Genomic DNA, 17,927 nt, shown 5'->3' on the forward strand with positions numbered 1-17,927 from the left:
CGAAATATCCGTGTTAAACGCTGGCGCTCCTACCATCAGCACTTTATCCTATGAAGTTTCGCGCTGACTGGGCATTGCGCGGCGATATGGCGTTCATAACCTGTTGCATAAAGTTATGTAGCAGCGAAATCATCATGCGACAGCAGGCAGGTATGCTGCGCATCTCTCACGGCGTGGTGCGTAAACCCAACGGGAACGTAACAGCCTGTTTTTTCTAAAAATGGAGTTATCGATGGCGAGTAGTAACCTGATTAAACAATTGCAAGAGCGGGGCTTGATTGCCCAGGTGACGGATGAGGAAGCGTTAGCAGAGCGGCTGGCGCAAGGGCCAATTGCACTGTATTGCGGCTTTGATCCCACCGCCGACAGCTTGCATTTGGGGCATCTGGTGCCGCTGCTCTGCCTGAAACGCTTCCAACTGTCCGGCCACAAGCCGGTGGCGCTGGTTGGCGGTGCCACGGGGCTGATCGGTGACCCAAGCTTTAAAGCCACAGAACGTAAGCTAAACACGGCTGAAACCGTGGGTGAGTGGGTAGAGAAGATTCGTCGTCAGGTTTCCCCATTCCTGGATTTTGATTGCGGCAAAAACAGCGCTATTGCGGCTAATAATTACGATTGGTTCGGCAGTATGAACGTGCTGGATTTTCTGCGTGATATCGGCAAGCACTTCTCCGTTAATCAGATGATTAGCAAAGAAGCCGTCAAACAGCGTTTAAACCGTGATGACGTCGGCATTTCGTTCACCGAGTTTTCTTACAACCTGTTGCAGGGATACGACTTTGCCTCGCTGAACAAGCAGCATGATGTCGAGCTGCAAATCGGTGGTTCTGACCAGTGGGGCAACATCACATCCGGTATCGACTTGACGCGCCGCATGAATCAGAAACAGGTTTACGGTTTGACTGTGCCGTTGATCACCAAGTCAGATGGGACGAAATTCGGTAAAACGGAAGGCGGCGCGATCTGGTTAGATGCCAGCAAGACCAGCCCTTACAAATTCTACCAATTCTGGATCAACACGGCAGATGCTGATGTGTATCGCTTCCTGAAATTCTTCACGTTCATGAGCCTCGAAGACATCGATGCGCTGGAAGAAGAAGACAAAAACAGCGGCAAGGCTCCACGCGCGCAGTACGTGCTGGCGGAAGAAGTGACCCGTATGGTTCACGGTGAAGCCGGTCTGGAAGCGGCTCGTCGTATTACACAAAGCCTGTTCTCTGGCGCATTGCAGCATATGACGCAGGACGACTTTGCGCAGTTGGCGCAAGATGGTATGCCGATTATCGAACTGGAAAACGGTGCGGATTTGCAACAGGCGTTGGTCAGCGCTGAGCTCGTGCCGTCACGCGGTCAGGCTCGTACGATGATCGCTTCGAATGCGGTAACCATTAACGGCGAAAAACAGGCCGATCCTGAATATACCTTCAGCGATTCCGACCGCCTGTTTGATCGCTACACCTTGCTGCGTCGCGGCAAAAAGCACTACTGCCTGATCTGCTGGAAAGCATAAGCATTACCGATAAGGGAGCGTTAGCTCCCTTTCTTCTTGTAAGTTGAGGCGCACAGGCGCTGGCAAGGATCTGAGTCATAGCTAATGAAAAATATACTTTCCATCCAATCACATGTCGTTTTTGGTCATGCCGGTAACAGTGCGGCAGAGTTTCCGATGCGTCGGATGGGCGCAAACGTTTGGCCGTTGAATACGGTGCAGTTCTCGAACCATACCCAATATGGTCACTGGACGGGGTGTGTGATGCCCGCCAGCCACCTGACCGACGTGGTGCAGGGAATGGCGAACATCGACAAACTGAAGACCTGTAATGCGGTGTTGAGCGGCTATATCGGCTCCGCCGAGCAAGGGGAACATATTCTGGGTATTGTTCGTCAGGTGAAAGCGGCCAACCCTGATGCGCTGTACTTCTGCGATCCGGTGATGGGTACGCCGGAGAAAGGCTGTATCGTCGCGCCCGGTGTGTCTGATTTCCACTGCCAGCAGTCGCTGCTCGCGGCTGACATTATCGCGCCGAATCTGCCTGAACTGGAGCTACTGGGTGGACGTACCGTGCATAACGTGGTGGAAGCCGTAGAGACCGCACGTGCGCTGTGTGAAAAAGGGCCAAAAATCGTTCTGGTTAAGCACCTTAGCCGAGCGGCCACGCGTGAAGACAGCTTTGAAATGCTGCTGGTAACGCCGACGGATGCCTGGCACATCAGCCGCCCGCTGGTAGAGTTTGAACGCCAACCTGTCGGCGTGGGCGATTTGACCAGTGGATTACTGCTGGTGAATTTGCTGAAGGGCGTGGCGTTGGATAAAGCGCTGGAGCACACGACGGCGGCGGTCTATGAAGTCATGCTGGTGACGAAAGAGATGAATGAGTATGAGCTACAGCTGGTTGCGGCTCAGGATGGGATTGCCAATCCGCGTCATCACTTCCAGGCGATTCGCCTGTCGTAAAACGTATAACGCCCCGAATATCGGGGCGTTATTGCATGTTAACCTTTCAACCTTTCAACCTTAAGCGCGGTAACGACGGAAGGGCGTTCGGCAATATGGTCAAGGTAAGCCGCCAGTGCAGGGTAGCGGAACATATCCAGTTTTAGCGACTGCGCCCAGCGCATCACGGTAAACAGATACGCATCGGCGATACCGAAGCGGTTGGCGACCAGGTAGCTCTGTTCACTCAATACCATATTGATATAACGTAATTTAACCTGCAAGTATTCAACTAACAGTTCTTTATACGTTTCCGGCGTACCGGGGCGAAAGATCGGTGCAAACGTTTTGTGCAGCTCCGCAGAAATATAATTCAGCCATTCAACCGTATGGTAGCGTGCTATACCCCCGGTAGGCGCGATAAGGTTACAGTGCGGAACCAGATCGGCGATGTATACGGCGATAGCGACACCTTCAGTCAGGACAGACCCATCATCCAACTCTAACGCGGGCACCATCCCTTTCGGGTTGATGAACGTATAGTCGGTTCCACGCTCTGTCTTTTTCGTGCGCAGATTGACCTTCTCCAGCTTGAATTCCAGTTTGGATTCGATCAAAACAATGTGTGTAAAAAGAGAACTGCTTTCAGCTTTGTAAAACAGTTTCATGGAAAACGCTTCCTATTCTTCTTCCATCAACACATGCGCTGATGATTGTTGAACAACAACATGTCGTTTTTTACAACAAAACGTAACGGGAGACTGTGAGGCCTCTTGCAAAATACGCCTTATGTATGTTTTTTGCGTGAAGTCTGAGCGATTTTGGCGGCACAGAATCAAACTTTCATACGTTATTCTGGGTCGTTCTCATGGGTTCTAACGGCGGCATTCGGTAAAGCCATATAGCGTGTGACTGATGCTGCTTTTGGCTGGAGCAAAAAAAGCAGCATTACGGATTGTGAAGGTGACGTCTGGGAAGCTGTTTTCGACGCATGATTTATAGTAGTTAATTAATCATTACTACATCTCTTGATAAGAAAAATTTCATTAGTGACAGGTTTCGTATTTTTCATGACACCGTCGATTTAAGTTATTTCCCATGGTGGACGTCTAATGGATATTTAAAAATAAAAATAGGAAAAGGTATGAAGAGGAACTATTTCAAAGTGAAGTTGATTACACTACCCCTTTATTTACCGCATATAATAAAAAGAGGGGTAATCATGTCCAATGGTTTTTGTAGAACGTGCGCAATAGCAATGGATGCGACGTTTCCAATTATACGTTACATCTCGTCGATATTTTTTATCAGTGATAGAAAAATAAATAGACTTCCCGATTAACTATTATCACCACATCAAGACACAGAGAATACGCCGACAAAAATCGAATAAGCCGTAGGTTACTTACGCCTATGCGTTAGGCGGATCATGTTTGCTAATAATACGTATTGTCTGATTTTATTCATTATCATGAGGTTACTATGAAAAAGAACAGGTTATTGTTTTTTATAGCCTTGGCTATTCTTCTCGGGATTATTGTCGGCGGAGCCTGTCATGCTTTATTAACGGAGCAGGAAGCCAAAGAGGTCGTATCCTACTTTAATTTAGTGACCGATGTTTTTCTTCGCCTGATAAAAATGATTATTGCGCCATTGGTATTCGCCACATTGGTCTCTGGTCTTGCTAGTATGGGAAACTCTTCTTCCGTCGGCCGAATAGGGCTGAAGGCGATGCTATGGTTTATTTGTTCTTCCGTAGTTTCCCTTTTTATTGGCATGATGTTAGCAAACATCTTCGAGCCCGGAGTTGGAATGAACCTCACTATTCCAAGTACGCCAATAGCGGTAGAGACGGGCGTAAGTACCGGCGGTTTTACACTGAAAAGCTTCATTGCCCATATATTCCCACGTAGCATCGTCGAAGCGATGGCGAATAACGAAATATTGCAGATTCTGGTGTTCTCCATATTCTTCGGTTCCGCGCTGGCTTTTGTGAAAGGCCAGCATAAACATGCTGTCACGATGGAATCGATGATCGAGGAATTGGCGAAAGTGATGTTCCGAGTGACAGACTATGTCATGCGGTTAGCGCCTCTGGCCGTATTTTCCTCGCTGGCGTCGTCTATTACGACCGAAGGGCTGGGGCTTCTCCTCGATTTTGGCAAAGTGATTGGTGAGTTCTACCTTGGTCTGGCGCTGCTATGGGGGCTTATGTTCGGGGCTGGTGCACTGTTCCTCGGCAAGAAAGCAACCTGGGGTCTGATCAAACTGCTGCGTGAACCCAGTATGCTGGCGTTTGCCACCGCGAGCAGCGAAGCGGCCTATCCGAAAACGATGGAAGCGCTGAGCGAATTCGGTGTTTCCAAAAAAATCACCAGCTTTGTACTCCCGTTGGGGTATTCCTTTAACCTTGTCGGCTCCATGATCTATCAGGCTTTTGCCATTCTGTTTATCGCACAGGCTTACAATATTCACCTAAGCCTGACGCAGCAGACCCTGATTCTGCTGACGCTGATGATCACCAGTAAAGGTATGGCTGGCGTGGCACGTGCCGCGGTCGTGGTGGTCGCTGCCACCTTGCCGATGTTCAGCTTACCCGAAGCGGGCATTTTGCTGATTATTGGTATCGATCAGTTTCTGGATATGGGCCGCACGGCGACTAATGTGATTGGTAACGGTATGGCGACCGCGGTTGTGGCCAAACTGGAACGAAACCATGATCTGGAAGAACAAGACCATGCCGACGAAGAACCACCCGTGATGGTAACTGAAAATGTCTAAATTAACGTCAGTTTAATGCACTGATACAGACGGCTTTCGGGCCGTTTTTCTCTTCCCTCTCCTCTGCTTGCGGCCCTTACTGTTCTCCATACCACTCACGTTTATTCCGATTTTCCTCTTTTCAATAGCTAACGGCTATCGCTGCGTTCATATCGTGTTGTTACAAAAACGTTATTTTTTGTTTGTGTTATCTTTAAATAAGACCGCAAGCTCAGGCTGGTTATCGATTAATCGCCCGATGCAGGATAACGAATAGCAAGTTAATTTGGGAGGAAGCATGTCATCACACCTTCGCGACACTTGTCTGGACACACTGACGGTACAGAAGCAGATTTACCATTACTACAGCCTGCCGAAGGCGGCGAAAACACTTGGGAACATCGATAAATTACCGAAATCGCTCAAGGTGCTGCTGGAGAATTTGTTGCGTCATCAGGACGGCGACACGGTCGAGCAGGACGATCTTCAGGCGGTCGTTGACTGGTTGAAAACGGGTCACGTTGACTGGGAAGTTGCCTATCGTCCCGCGCGCGTCTTGATGCAGGACTTTACCGGCGTGCCCGCCGTGGTCGATCTGGCGGCAATGCGAGCGGCGGTGAAACGACTGGGCGGCGATGTGAATAAGGTTAATCCGCTGTCGCCGGTCGATCTGGTGATTGACCACTCGGTGACGGTTGACCACTTCGGCGATCGTCAGGCTCTCGTGGATAACACGCAGTTGGAAATGGTGCGTAACCGTGAGCGCTATGAGTTTTTACGCTGGGGGCAAAATGCCTTTAGCTACTTCAGCGTCGTGCCGCCGGGAACCGGGATTTGCCATCAGGTGAATCTGGAGTATCTCGCCAAGGCTATCTGGTATGAAACACAGGGCGACAAGCAGTTTGCTTATCCCGATACGCTGGTGGGAACCGATTCGCATACCACGATGATTAACGGTTTAGGCGTGCTCGGCTGGGGCGTCGGCGGGATAGAGGCCGAGGCCGCGATGCTGGGGCAGCCTGTTTCGATGCTGATCCCTGACGTGGTCGGCGTCAAGCTAAGCGGCAAGATGCGCGAAGGGATCACGGCAACCGATCTGGTCCTGACGGTCACGCAGATGTTGCGTAAACACGGCGTGGTAGGCAAATTTGTGGAATTTTACGGCGATGGACTCGATTCGCTGCCATTGGCGGATCGCGCGACCATCGCCAATATGGCACCGGAGTATGGTGCAACCTGTGGCTTCTTCCCCATCGACCAAATCACGTTGGACTACATGCGGTTGACCAACCGTGCGGAAGAACAGATCGCGCTGGTGGAAGCCTACAGTAAGCAGCAGGGGCTGTGGCGCAATACGGGTGATGAACCGGTATTCACCAGCCAACTTGCGCTGGATTTGTCGACGGTGGAAACCAGTCTGGCAGGGCCGAAACGCCCGCAGGATCGTGTGCCTTTAGCGGGCGTGCCGGAAGCCTTTAAAGCCAGCCGGGAGTTGGAAATCAGCACGGTGAAGAACCGTTCTGACTATGAGGAATTCACGCTGGAAGGCGAAACGCACCGTTTACAGCAGGGGGCCGTCGTGATCGCCGCGATCACGTCCTGCACCAATACCTCTAACCCGAGCGTGCTGATGACGGCCGGACTGCTGGCGAAAAATGCCGTCGAGCGCGGTCTGAAAACCAAGCCGTGGGTTAAGACCTCGCTGGCTCCGGGCTCGCGAGTTGTAACGGATTACTATGCTAAAGCGGGATTGACGCCGTTCCTCGACGAGCTGGGATTCAATCTGGTGGGCTACGGCTGTACCACCTGTATTGGTAACTCCGGCCCGCTGCCGGATGCAATTGAGGCGGCGATAAAAGCAGGCGATCTGACGGTTGGCGCCGTGCTGTCAGGCAACCGCAACTTTGAAGGCCGAATTCATCCGCTGGTGAAGACAAACTGGCTGGCCTCACCGCCGCTGGTGGTCGCGTATGCGCTGGCGGGAAATATGAATGTCGATCTGACGCAAGAACCGCTGGGGGAAGATCGTGACGGCAAAGCGGTCTATCTGAAGGACATCTGGCCGTCGGCCAAAGCGGTGGCGGAGGCAGTATTGAACGTCAGCGCAGACATGTTCCACAAACAGTATGCCGCCGTGTTTGAAGGCACGCAGGAGTGGCAAGATATAGAGGTCGACGACAATCCTACCTATCAATGGCCGGAAGAATCGACCTATATTCGCCAAACGCCTTTCTTTCTGGATATGGGGAAAGAACCTGAGCCCGTTCAGGATATCCACAACGCGCGCATTCTGGCGATGCTAGGCGATTCGGTGACAACTGACCATATCTCACCAGCAGGTAACATCAAGCGCAATAGCCCAGCAGGGAAATATTTGCTGGAGCGTGGCGTCGAAACGGCGGAGTTCAACTCTTACGGTTCACGGCGTGGTAACCACGAAGTGATGATGCGCGGGACGTTTGCCAACATCCGTATTCGTAATGAGATGGTGCCAGGTAAAGAGGGCGGCTATACCCGTCACATCCCGTCGCAGAATGAGATGACAATCTATGACGCGGCGATACGCTACAAGGACGACAATGTCCCGCTGGCGCTGTTCGCAGGGAAAGAGTACGGTTCCGGTTCCAGCCGGGACTGGGCAGCGAAAGGCCCGCGCTTACTGGGTGTCCGCGTCGTGATTGCCGAATCGTTCGAACGTATTCACCGTTCTAACCTGATCGGGATGGGGATTCTGCCGCTGGAATTCTCCGACGGTGTGACGCGTAAAACGCTGAAACTCACCGGGGACGAGCAGATTTCGATTACGGGATTAGATCATCTGACGCCGAGTGCCACGGTTGAGGTCAACATCACGGATACCAACGGTAACACGCAGACCATCAGCACTCGCTGCCGCATCGATACCCGTAACGAACTGACCTACTACCAGCACGATGGCATTCTGCACTACGTTATCCGCAATATGCTGTAGGACGACTTTCTCTCTGAGCCCTGCCGCGCTGGTGCATGCTTTCCTCCGCAACAGCGCACGTTTTTCCACATTAAACTCTCGTATCCTCAGGCGAATTATGGTTATGTTGTAGTGATACTAACTACATGGGGAATAAGTAAAAATTATTGCCCATCCATGTCCTCATCGTTCAGGTTGCAAGACAACACGCTGTCGTCTTTACTCGGTGCTGCGTGGATTTTCCATGGGCAGCCCCAGACGAGACGAGCGAGGCACTATTGCCAATGTAGCTTGAAAGATGACAGGGATATAACAGGAGGTTATATGAATGAGTTGATCAAAAAACGCTGTAAACATTCGCTGCTGTTTCTCTCGCTGTGTGCAACAGGGGCGATGACATCGGCTTTTGCGGCACAGGTCCCTGCTGGGACGGCGCTGGCGGAAAAGCAAGAGCTGGTGCGAGGCAATGGGTCAGAACCTGCCTCGTTGGACCCGCATAAGGTGGAAAGCGATGTCGAAGGCCACATTATCAATGACTTCTTCGATAATTTGGTACGCGTGGGCGATGACGGCACCATTCAGCCGCGATTGGCCGAACGCTGGGATAATAAAGACAATACGGTGTGGACATTCCACCTACGGTCTGATGCCAAATGGTCCGATGGTTCACCGATTACTGCTGACGATGTGGTTTACAGTTGGCGACGTCTTAGCGATCCTAAAACGCTGTCGCCTTACGGCACCTACGTCGCCAGTATGTATGTGAAGAACGCGGCGGATATTCTGGCGGGCAAGAAAGCGCCGGATTCGCTGGGCGTGAAAGCGCTGGATAGCCACACGGTTGAGGTCACGCTGGAACACCCGCTGTCGTATTTCCTGGAAATGTCGGCGTACCATATTCTGGTCCCGCTGCCGAAAGCGGTTCTCGAAAAACACCCTGATAACTGGACGCAGGTCGGAAATTTCGTCAGCAGCGGCCCCTATACGCTCAGCGAATGGGTGGTTAACGAACGTATCGTCGGCAAGCGCAATAGCCAGTATTGGGATAATGCGCATACCGTCATTAACAAAGTGACGTATCTGCCGATCAGCTCGCAGGCGGCGGAGCTGAATCGCTATAAATCCGGCGAGATTGACATCACGGGGCTGCTGTCGCCAGTTCAATTTGCATCGCTGAAAAAAGAGTATCCACAGGAGGTGAAAGTCTCGCCGCTGCTGGCTACCTATTTCTATCGCTTCAATATGAAAAAAGCCCCTTTTGACGACCCACGTGTCCGCCGCGCACTGGATCTCAGTTTGGATAAAAATATCATCGCAAACAACGTACTCGGTATGGGGCAGACACCCGCTTACAGCTTGATTCCCAAAAATGTAAGCGGCTTCCAGCGCAAGGAGCCTGAGTGGGCAAACTGGACACAGCAACAGCGTAATGAGGAAGCGAAGAAACTGTTGAAAGAGGCTGGGTTTGATGACAAGCATCCGCTGAAACTCAACCTGCTTTACAACACCTCCGAATCGCATTTACGCGTGGCGATTGCCGCCAGTTCAATGTGGAAAAAGAATCTTGGGTTGGAAGTGACGCTGCAAAATCAGGAATGGAAAACGATGCTGGATACCGTACGTACCGGTAACTTTGAGGTGGTCAGACAGTCCTGGACGGGGGATTACAATGAAGCCAGTACGTTCTTGAATACGCTGGAAACGAATGACAGCAACAACAACGGTAAATTCAGTAATGCACAGTATGATGCGTTGTTGAAAAAAGCGCTGACGGTGAAGGATAAGCAGGAGAAAGAGGCGATTTATCAACAGGCCTCGGATATTTTAGATAGCAATGTTCCATTACTGCCCATCTACTACTATGTCCAGCCGCAGATGGTTAAGACCTACATCGGTGGTTTTTCCCCCAACGTGCGTGGTGATTATTACACGCAAGATATGTACATCCTCAAGCACTGATCCCAATAAAACAGCCGGTTAAAAACCGGCTGTGAGCATTGAAAGAAACGATCCTGACGCGAAACGGGATCGTTACTTCATATCCAGCAGGTGCCCCATTTTGGCGGCTTTGGTCGCCAGATAGTTCTCATTCTTCGGGTTGCGCCCGACGATTAATGGCACGCGCTCAACGATATTAATGCCTGCTTCGTTGAGTATTTTCACTTTCTGCGGGTTATTGGTCAGCAGGCGAACTTCATCAACATCCAGCAGCTTGAACATGTCAGCGCACAGCGTGAAATCACGCTCGTCGGCGGCGAACCCAAGCTGATGGTTAGCTTCTACCGTATCGGCACCCAGGTCCTGCAACGCATAAGCGCGGATTTTATTGAGCAACCCGATATTACGGCCTTCCTGACGATGGTATAACAGCACGCCGCGACCTTCTTCGGCGATGTGGCCCAAGGCGGCCTCAAGCTGGAAACCACAGTCACAGCGCAGGCTAAACAAGGCATCTCCTGTCAGGCACTCGGAATGCACGCGAGCAAGTACGGGAACTGAACCGGAAATATCACCATAGACCAATGCAAGGTGATCGTGACCCGTGGCGATCTCTTCAAAACCTACCATCAGAAAATCGCCCCACGGGGTGGGTAACTTGGCTTCCGCCACCCGTTTTAGCTGCATACTTTTCTCCAAAAAATCTTTATCCAAAAAGCTGTGTCCAAAAACGCTGTGTCCCAAAACAAAAGTGCTGAGGCGAATCCTACTGCTGCCTATCGCGCTTGACCAGCAAAAAAGCCTGCTTAAGAACATCACAAAAATTGAATTACAACGTGGCCTTACCGCCGTCTGGTTTCAGGTTCGTTGACAGAACTGAGCGCTATTTTACGCCATACTGACAGTCAGTGTCGGATTTTTTGATAGAATTGTGAAAGTTTTGTTGCAAAGCATCATACTGAATTATGGGAAGAAACTATCTGCATTATGGGAAGAGACTATGTACGAAATTGCCAAACGAACTACCATTGGTGCCGCGCTATTACTGATTATGCCCATGATTATCTGGATGAGCGGTTGGCAGTGGCAACCGGAGTATGACGGGCTCTGGTTACGCGTACACTTCTGGATTACAGAAACGGTGACATCGCCGTGGGGCATTCTGACCAGCATCGTGCTAAGTCTCTGGTTTCTCTGGTGCCTGCGTTTTCGTCTTAAGCCCGCGCTCGGTCTGCTGGCCATTATGGCGATTACAGTGCTGATTGGGCAGGGAATAAAATCGGTGATTAAAGAGTGGGTGCAGGAATCACGGCCCTATGTCGTCTGGCTGGAGAAAAATCATCAGGTGGACGACAGCTATTTCTATTCGCTGCCGCGTAAGGAGCGTTCGGAACTGGTGAAAACACAGTTGCGGGACCAAACGCAGATTCCACAATGGCTGCGCAGCCACTGGCAGTTTGAAACGGGCTTTGCTTTCCCCTCCGGGCACACCCTATTTGCTGCAACCTGGGCGCTGCTGGGCGTCGGGCTGCTGTGGGCACGTCGACATTATAAAACAGTGGTGATCCTGATGCTGTGGGCCAGCGGCGTGATGGGCAGCCGTTTGGTACTCGGCATGCATTGGCCGCAGGATTTGGTGGTGGCGACGTTAATTAGCTGGCTGCTGGTAGTGGTCGCCTGTTGGTTGGCGCAGCGCTGGTGCGGCCCGCTCTCGCTACAATATGAAGAAATCAAAGAACAGGCGGAGGAGGATGCCGCCGAAAATAAATCCTCGTAGCCCTTGAGTCGTCGTTCCTGTTGCAGGTTGTACGCCTAGATAATCCCCTGTAGTGCGTACCGATGGCGTGACTTTTATGACAACGTATACCTAGCCTGAATTTGGTGCCGGCTTGCGGCATTTTGCGAACTATATTGACCGCTACGCGGTGGACGGCTACGGCCCGGTATTGAGCACGATCGATCAGATCAAAGCGGCGAAAGAGTTTGGTGGAACAACTGAGCTGATTGGCTAAGGTCTGCGTCAGGGCGGAGGCTGGCTTGGGCATAGTGTGCGGCAGTAGAGCCAATCGCCTGCTTGATTTGCGCCAGCGTGGCGTTATCGGCGACATCCACCACAATAGCTTGATCGATGCCGTAGCGCTTCTGAATTGCCGCTTCCAGCCCCATGAACATGTTCGGGGGTTGAATTACGCTGATTTATTCAGTACAGAATAAATCACAAGTGCAGACGGCAGTGGAGTGCGGTTCTTGATTTCCCTGTCTGCGACGGACATGGTAATTTAATGGGGTTTGTCGCCAAAATTTGGCATAATTCATCCGGTTACTGGATATCACAGGAAGGACAATGTGAAATATTTGCTGATTTTTTTACTCGTGCTGGCGATATTCATCATTTCTGTCACACTGGGTGCGCACAACGATCAGGTTGTGACATTTAACTACCTGCTGGCACAGGGGGAATATCGTATATCCACACTGCTTGCCACGCTGTTTGCCCTGGGTTTTGCCCTTGGCTGGGTTATCTGCGGTCTGTTTTATCTGCGTCAGCGCATTGCGCTTGGCCGTGCACAACGTAAAATTAAGCGTCTGGAACAACAGCTTTCTACCTCCACCGAGGAGAACGTGGCGCCAGTGCAGACGGTCACCCACTAAGGAATTCTCTCTATGTTAGAACTGCTGTTTCTGTTGCTGCCTGTGGCCGCCGCGTACGGTTGGTACATGGGTCGCAGAAGTGCGCAGCAGGACAAAGAGCAGGAGTCCAACCGCCTGTCACGTGACTATGTCACTGGGGTTAACTTTCTGTTGTCCAATCAGCAGGATAAGGCGGTTGAGCTATTCCTCGACATGCTCAAGGATGACAGCAACACCTTTGAAGCCCACCTCACGCTCGGTAACCTGTTTCGTTCGCGTGGCGAAGTTGACCGTGCGATTCGTATCCATCAGTCGCTGACTGAAAGCGCATCGTTAACCTTTGAACAGCGCCTGTTGGCGGTGCAACAACTGGGCCGTGACTACATGGCCGCTGGGCTGTATGACCGTGCTGAAGAAAGTTTCAACCAACTGGTGGATGAAGAAGATTTTCGACGCAGTGCCTTGCAGCAGCTCTTGCAGATCTATCAGGCGACCAGCGATTGGCCGACGGCAATCGATGTGGCGGAAAAGCTGGTCAAGATGGGAAAAGACCAGCTTCGTGTGGACATCGCGCATTTTTACTGTGAATTGGCGCTGTTGGCGATGGGCAGCGACGATCTAGATAAAGCGCTAGCGCTCCTGAAAAAAGGGGCGGCGGCGGACAGTCAATGTGCCCGTGCGTCTATCATGATGGGGCGCATCTACATGGCGCAGCAGGATTATTCACGCGCCGTGGAAGCCTTGCGACAGGTTCTCGACCAGGATAAAGAGCTGGTCAGTGAAACGCTGCCGATGCTGCAAGAGTGCTATCAGCATTTAGATAAGCCTTTGGATTGGGCAAATTTCCTCAGACGCTGCGTAGAAGAAAATACCGGTGCAACGGCTGAATTGATGCTGGCCGATATCCTCGAAAGAGAAGAGGGCGCTGAGGTTGCACAGACTTATATTAACCGTCAGCTTCAACGTCACCCCACAATGCGCGTGTTCCATCGCCTGATGGATTTTCACCTGCATGAAGCGGAAGACGGACGAACAAAAGAAAATCTTCAGGGATTGCGCGACATGGTGGGCGAACAGATTCGCACCAAACCCCGCTATAGCTGCCGCAAATGTGGCTTCACGTCACAATCACTCTATTGGCAATGTCCTTCCTGCCGCACCTGGGCCAGCGTAAAGCCAATCCGTGGATTAGACGGGCAATAACCTCTTACGATATCGAGTGGGTTTTTTTTAATGCGATTTAGTTACAACATACTAATGACTACATGTGATTTCGGTTCCAGCTAGCTTCTTTAATCGCATTGGTCTTCAGGCGGCTGGGATTTCAGGGGCGGGGCATGTAGAATGCGGCGGGAATTTTGGCTTCGCAAGAGACTGGGTGACGAATGAAAAACGAGAATCTACAGCAAAAGAATCAAACGGTATCCTCCCCGATTGTGGTCGCGCTGGACTATGCCAGTCAGCAGGCCGCGCTGTCGTTTGTTGACCGTATCGATCCGCAGGATTGCCGTTTGAAGGTAGGCAAAGAGATGTTTACCTTATTCGGCCCACAGTTCGTGCAGACGCTACAACAGCGCGGTTTTGACGTGTTTCTCGATCTGAAATTCCACGATATTCCGAACACCGTCGCTCACGCCGTTGCGGCCGCGGCCGATCTTGGCGTCTGGATGGTCAATGTCCACGCCAGCGGCGGTTCGCGCATGATGACGGCAGCGAAAGAAGCGCTGGTGCCGTTTGGTAACAATGCGCCGCTACTGATTGCCGTGACCGTGTTAACCAGCATGGATGAAGACGATCTGCGCGGGCTTGGCATTACCGTCAGTCCGGCGGAGCAGGCTGAACGACTGGCGGTGTTAACGCACAACAGCGGGCTAGATGGCGTGGTGTGTTCCGCACATGAAGCGCATCGGTTGAAGCAGGTGTGCGGACAGGCATTTAAGCTGGTCACACCGGGAATTCGTCCCGCTGGCAGCGACGTTGGCGATCAGCGCCGCATCATGACGCCGGTTCAGGCGCAGCAGGCTGGCGTCGATTATATGGTGATTGGGCGTCCGATCACCCAATCAGCGGACCCCGCACAAACACTGCGTGAGATCCGCGCCTCATTGTTAAACGGTGCGGCATCATGAACATGCGTCGCGACGAGAATAGCCAACTGGTTTACTCCACGGAAACCGGGCGAATTAAGCCGGAAGAAGAGAAGGTGGTTAGGCCGAAAGGCGATGGGATTGTGCGCATCCAGCGTCAGACCAGTGGACGTAAAGGAAAGGGCGTATGCCTGATTAGCGGCCTCGATCTTGACGATGCTGCGCTGGATAAGCTGGCGGCTGAATTGAAGAAAAAATGCGGATGTGGCGGTTCAGTGAAAGATGGTGTGATCGAAATTCAGGGAGATAAACGCGATCTGCTAAAACAGCTGCTGGAAGCGAAAGGAATGAAAGTTAAGCTGGCTGGCGGCTAAAGCACATGCGGCTTGAAGTATGACGAGTATAAAAAGCAGCAGGTTTACTCCCGTGAACCTGCTGCCCACAAATTCGTTATTTATCGACCTGACGGCCAATCAGCCCGCCGATAGCCGCACCGCCCAGCGTTCCTAATGTTCCACCATTTGTTAAGATCGCCCCACCGACTGCACCGGCACCGGCACCAATCGCGGTATTACGGTCACGTTTGGACATGTTTGAACAGCCTGCAAGCGTTACAGCAAGTGTAATTGCCAGTGTGGCTGTTGCAAAACGTTTGTTTAATTTCATTTTCTTCCCCTTTCTGCTCTTTGTCTCACGTTTCTTGTGAGGAAAATATCGAACGGCGTGCTTTTTACGGTATTAAATAAAGAAATCGGCCTTCTGCTGCTTGATGACAAGTATAATCATCGGGAAAAACGGCAACAGGTAAAAACTCTTAATTCCCCTGCGTTATGTTAACGATGGCAATAATTGATAGGAATGGTTGTTTTTAGCTCAATCCTGCGGGGTGTCTCTTTCTTTTTTCCATAGCAGAACACCGCTAGGTCTTTAGCGATTTAGCCCATAGCGACGATCTCGTCAGGCCGCGAGAATGGTGTTATCGCGTCGAGGGGAGGCTGTTATGTTAGAAACGCTAAAAAAACAGGTATTGAAAGCCAATCTGGCCTTGCCGCAGCACAATCTGGTGACGTTTACCTGGGGAAATGTCAGTGCGGTGGATCGACAGCGCGGCCTGATGGTGATCAAACCTTCCGGCGTGGAGTATTCGGCCATGACGCTGGAGGACATGGTTGTCGTTGAACTGGAAAGCGGCAACGTGGTGGAGGGGACGAAGAAACCGTCGTCAGATACCGATACCCACCGCGTGCTGTATCTGGAATTTGCCGAGATCGGCGGCATTGTGCATACCCATTCCCGCCATGCCACGATCTGGGCGCAAGCGGGCAAAGATATCCCCGCTTGGGGAACGACGCACGCGGACTATTTTTATGGTCCTATACCCTGTACACGCCTGATGACGGATGAAGAAATCAACGGGCGCTATGAGTGGGAAACCGGGCAAGTGATCGTCGAAACGTTCCAGCAGCGTGGCATTTCTCCGGTAGATGTCCCTGCCGTATTAGTTAACTCGCACGGCCCCTTTGCATGGGGGAAAGATGCAGATAACGCGGTGCACAATGCTGTTGTTCTGGAAGAACTTGCCTACATGGGAATTTTCTCGCGCCAGCTAACGCCTCAATTGGGCGAGATGCAGCAAACCTTACTGGATAAACACTATTTGCGTAAGCACGGTAAGAACGCCTATTACGGACAATAAACCGCAGCGGTTACTTTCACTTTCCATTTAAGTTACATAGCGCCGCATTTGCGGCGCTATTGTTATTATAGCGGCCAGGGCGACGCCATAAAAATCTATGGTCACCCCCGTTTTTGCAACACCGATTTTGATTTATGATGGGCTTGCTTAAATCTATACGGCGTCTGATGGGTAACTCTGCGTTGCCCGCGCCACGATGAAGTCCGCACCTGCTGAACCTTAAAAATCCGGCGGCTTCAAAGAGCCATTTTTTATGTCAGGTTCATCCGCAGGTCGCTGTGCCGTTCATGTCATCAATAATCAGTCTTCGCAAAACCAGATGGTAACCCGGTAATACCTCAGAGCTAACAGCCGCTAACTGTTAGCTCTTTTAGTGACTAAAGGCGGTGCGGTGCACCGTCACTGCCCAGGCTATTCGGGCCAGTTTATTGGCTAGTCCGCATGCCACTACGTTCGAGTGATGCCGCGTCTGCTGCACCTTCACCCACTCAGCCAGTCGCCCCGGATTATGCTCGAGCCGCTGCATAAAAACCCGTGCGCACTGGACTAACAGCCGTCGCATATTTTTATCCCCCCGCTTACTTATCCCCATCAGCGTCGTTTTTCCGCCCGTGCTGTACTGTCGTGGGACCAATCCCGTCGAAGCGGCAAAGTCCCGACTGCTGGCGTAGTTTTTCCCATCGCCCAGCTTCGTTGCCAGAAGACTCGCCGTTATCATTCCGACGCCGGGAATGGTCAGCAAACGCTGCGCGGTATCATCATCCGCCATGTGCGTTTTTAGCTCCTGTTCGAGCCCTTCAATCTGTTCGCTGAGATAAGAATAATGCTGATGAAGCCGGAGAAGCAGGCGGGTTAAATAAGGGGGAAGTTGATGTTCTTCAAGCACCGCGGTCAGACGCCGGATAACGGCAATGCCGCGCGGCATACTTATCCCGAACTCCAGCAGGAAAGCGTGCATCTGGTTAGTGGCTTTGACGCGCTCCCTGACGAGGGCATCACGAACGCGATGCAATGCAGACATCGCCTGCTGGTCTTCCGTTCGTGGCGTAACGAAGCGCATAGAGGGCCGCGATGCCGCTTCACAGATAGCTTCTGCATCAATAAAATCATTCTTGTTACTTTTAACAAAAGGCCGAACAAACTGCGGTGAAATGAGTTTAACCTGATGGCCGAGTTGGCTGATGTGTCGGGCCATAAAGTGCGCACCGGCGCAGGATTCCATCACAACGGTGGCGGCAGAACAGGTGGAAAGAAAGGCGGTTAACTGGGTGCGAGAAAACTTCTTACGTAGCAATGCATGGCCGCTTTTATCCTGAGCGTGGACATGGAACGAATGCTTGCCGAGGTCGATACCGATGAGCGTAACGTTTTGCATGATGATCCCCTTCAGAAAGAAAAACACCCTGTCAGCGTACCGCTCACAGGGTGGGG

The 17,927-nt window shown here is 51.7% G+C and carries 15 protein-coding genes and 1 pseudogene; 11 read left to right on the forward strand and 5 right to left on the reverse strand.

What is annotated here, in order from left to right; genetic code table 11:
• The first annotated feature begins 232 nt into the window (after positions 1-232).
• Together tyrS and pdxY are read left to right on the forward strand one after the other, a co-directional pair.
• Positions 233-1,510, forward strand: a complete 1,278-nt coding sequence (tyrS, locus tag DMB82_RS09690; RefSeq protein ID WP_102116394.1) for a tyrosine--tRNA ligase — start codon at positions 233-235, stop codon at positions 1,508-1,510.
• Between the two features lie 84 nt (positions 1,511-1,594).
• Positions 1,595-2,455, forward strand: coding sequence for a pyridoxal kinase PdxY (gene pdxY / locus DMB82_RS09695; RefSeq protein WP_116163336.1), 861 nt, complete (start codon positions 1,595-1,597; stop codon positions 2,453-2,455).
• Positions 2,456-2,493: 38 nt separating this feature from the next.
• Here pdxY and gstA read toward each other — a convergent pair whose 3' ends face one another.
• Positions 2,494-3,102: a glutathione transferase GstA gene (gene gstA / locus DMB82_RS09700; protein ID WP_116163334.1), complete on the reverse strand. Its 609-nt coding sequence runs from the start codon at positions 3,100-3,102 to the stop codon at positions 2,494-2,496.
• Positions 3,103-3,916: 814 nt separating this feature from the next.
• On the opposite strand from gstA, the gene DMB82_RS09705 reads away from it, so the two are divergent.
• From DMB82_RS09705 to DMB82_RS09715, 3 genes are all read left to right on the forward strand, one after another.
• Positions 3,917-5,215 (forward strand): dicarboxylate/amino acid:cation symporter, encoded by a 1,299-nt coding sequence (locus DMB82_RS09705; RefSeq protein WP_228400062.1) that lies wholly within the window; start codon positions 3,917-3,919, stop codon positions 5,213-5,215.
• A gap of 277 nt (positions 5,216-5,492) precedes the next feature.
• Positions 5,493-8,165: an aconitate hydratase AcnA gene (gene acnA / locus DMB82_RS09710; protein ID WP_116163332.1), complete on the forward strand. Its 2,673-nt coding sequence runs from the start codon at positions 5,493-5,495 to the stop codon at positions 8,163-8,165.
• A 303-nt stretch (positions 8,166-8,468) separates the two neighbouring features.
• Positions 8,469-10,103 carry an ABC transporter substrate-binding protein gene (locus DMB82_RS09715; RefSeq protein WP_102116399.1) on the forward strand — a complete coding sequence of 545 codons (1,635 nt, stop codon included), beginning with the start codon at positions 8,469-8,471 and terminating at the stop codon, positions 10,101-10,103.
• Between the two features lie 72 nt (positions 10,104-10,175).
• On the opposite strand, the gene ribA is transcribed toward DMB82_RS09715, so the two are convergent.
• Positions 10,176-10,769, reverse strand: a complete 594-nt coding sequence (gene ribA / locus DMB82_RS09720) for a GTP cyclohydrolase II (protein WP_010302319.1) — start codon at positions 10,767-10,769, stop codon at positions 10,176-10,178.
• Between the two features lie 313 nt (positions 10,770-11,082).
• Between ribA and pgpB the strand changes: the two genes are divergently transcribed.
• Positions 11,083-11,859: a phosphatidylglycerophosphatase B gene (gene pgpB / locus DMB82_RS09725; RefSeq protein WP_102116400.1), complete on the forward strand. Its 777-nt coding sequence runs from the start codon at positions 11,083-11,085 to the stop codon at positions 11,857-11,859.
• Positions 11,860-12,101: 242 nt separating this feature from the next.
• Here pgpB and DMB82_RS09730 read toward each other — a convergent pair.
• Positions 12,102-12,278: pseudogene (locus tag DMB82_RS09730) on the reverse strand (sugar-binding transcriptional regulator); the annotation flags it as partial.
• Positions 12,279-12,428: 150 nt separating this feature from the next.
• Here DMB82_RS09730 and DMB82_RS09735 point away from each other — a divergent pair.
• The 4 genes from DMB82_RS09735 (at position 12,429) to yciH (ending at position 15,174) form a co-directional block, all read left to right on the forward strand.
• Positions 12,429-12,734, forward strand: coding sequence for a LapA family protein (locus DMB82_RS09735; RefSeq protein WP_010276674.1), 306 nt, complete (start codon positions 12,429-12,431; stop codon positions 12,732-12,734).
• 12 nt (positions 12,735-12,746) lie between these two features.
• A complete protein-coding gene (gene lapB / locus DMB82_RS09740) occupies positions 12,747-13,916 on the forward strand; it encodes a lipopolysaccharide assembly protein LapB (protein WP_116163330.1) in 1,170 nt (389 codons plus the stop codon).
• 182 nt (positions 13,917-14,098) lie between these two features.
• Positions 14,099-14,842, forward strand: a complete 744-nt coding sequence (pyrF, locus tag DMB82_RS09745) for an orotidine-5'-phosphate decarboxylase (protein ID WP_102116402.1) — start codon at positions 14,099-14,101, stop codon at positions 14,840-14,842.
• Entirely contained in the window at positions 14,839-15,174 is a 336-nt protein-coding gene (gene yciH / locus DMB82_RS09750) for a stress response translation initiation inhibitor YciH (RefSeq protein ID WP_116155563.1), read from the forward strand. Before pyrF ends, yciH begins: the two co-directional genes overlap by 4 nt.
• A gap of 76 nt (positions 15,175-15,250) precedes the next feature.
• Here the strand turns inward: yciH and osmB are convergent, their stop codons facing one another.
• Positions 15,251-15,466 (reverse strand): osmotically-inducible lipoprotein OsmB, encoded by a 216-nt coding sequence (gene osmB, locus DMB82_RS09755; protein WP_102116404.1) that lies wholly within the window; start codon positions 15,464-15,466, stop codon positions 15,251-15,253.
• Positions 15,467-15,800: 334 nt separating this feature from the next.
• On the opposite strand from osmB, the gene araD reads away from it, so the two are divergent.
• Positions 15,801-16,496: an L-ribulose-5-phosphate 4-epimerase gene (gene araD / locus DMB82_RS09760; RefSeq protein ID WP_102116405.1), complete on the forward strand. Its 696-nt coding sequence runs from the start codon at positions 15,801-15,803 to the stop codon at positions 16,494-16,496.
• 370 nt (positions 16,497-16,866) lie between these two features.
• Here the strand turns inward: araD and DMB82_RS09765 are convergent, their stop codons facing one another.
• On the reverse strand, positions 16,867-17,871 hold the full coding sequence (locus DMB82_RS09765; protein WP_228399994.1) for an IS110 family RNA-guided transposase: 1,005 nt from the start codon (positions 17,869-17,871) through the stop codon (positions 16,867-16,869).
• Positions 17,872-17,927 lie beyond the last annotated feature (56 nt).

Origin of the sequence: Pectobacterium aquaticum (assembly GCF_003382565.3) — a bacterium.
GTDB classification, from domain to species: domain Bacteria; phylum Pseudomonadota; class Gammaproteobacteria; order Enterobacterales; family Enterobacteriaceae; genus Pectobacterium; species Pectobacterium aquaticum.

Bases quoted from the DNA above. Each gene is read 5' to 3' on its own strand.
- tyrS (WP_102116394.1), top strand. From the start codon at position 233: ATGGCGAGTAGTAACCTGATTAAACAATTGCAAGAGCGGGGCTTGATT.
- pdxY (WP_116163336.1), top strand. From the start codon at position 1,595: ATGAAAAATATACTTTCCATCCAATCACATGTCGTTTTTGGTCATGCC.
- gstA (WP_116163334.1), bottom strand. From the start codon at position 3,102: ATGAAACTGTTTTACAAAGCTGAAAGCAGTTCTCTTTTTACACACATT.
- DMB82_RS09705 (WP_228400062.1), top strand. From the start codon at position 3,917: ATGAAAAAGAACAGGTTATTGTTTTTTATAGCCTTGGCTATTCTTCTC.
- acnA (WP_116163332.1), top strand. From the start codon at position 5,493: ATGTCATCACACCTTCGCGACACTTGTCTGGACACACTGACGGTACAG.
- DMB82_RS09715 (WP_102116399.1), top strand. From the start codon at position 8,469: ATGAATGAGTTGATCAAAAAACGCTGTAAACATTCGCTGCTGTTTCTC.
- ribA (WP_010302319.1), bottom strand. From the start codon at position 10,769: ATGCAGCTAAAACGGGTGGCGGAAGCCAAGTTACCCACCCCGTGGGGC.
- pgpB (WP_102116400.1), top strand. From the start codon at position 11,083: ATGTACGAAATTGCCAAACGAACTACCATTGGTGCCGCGCTATTACTG.
- lapB (WP_116163330.1), top strand. From the start codon at position 12,747: ATGTTAGAACTGCTGTTTCTGTTGCTGCCTGTGGCCGCCGCGTACGGT.
- pyrF (WP_102116402.1), top strand. From the start codon at position 14,099: ATGAAAAACGAGAATCTACAGCAAAAGAATCAAACGGTATCCTCCCCG.
- yciH (WP_116155563.1), top strand. From the start codon at position 14,839: ATGAACATGCGTCGCGACGAGAATAGCCAACTGGTTTACTCCACGGAA.
- osmB (WP_102116404.1), bottom strand. From the start codon at position 15,466: ATGAAATTAAACAAACGTTTTGCAACAGCCACACTGGCAATTACACTT.
- araD (WP_102116405.1), top strand. From the start codon at position 15,801: ATGTTAGAAACGCTAAAAAAACAGGTATTGAAAGCCAATCTGGCCTTG.
- DMB82_RS09765 (WP_228399994.1), bottom strand. From the start codon at position 17,871: ATGCAAAACGTTACGCTCATCGGTATCGACCTCGGCAAGCATTCGTTC.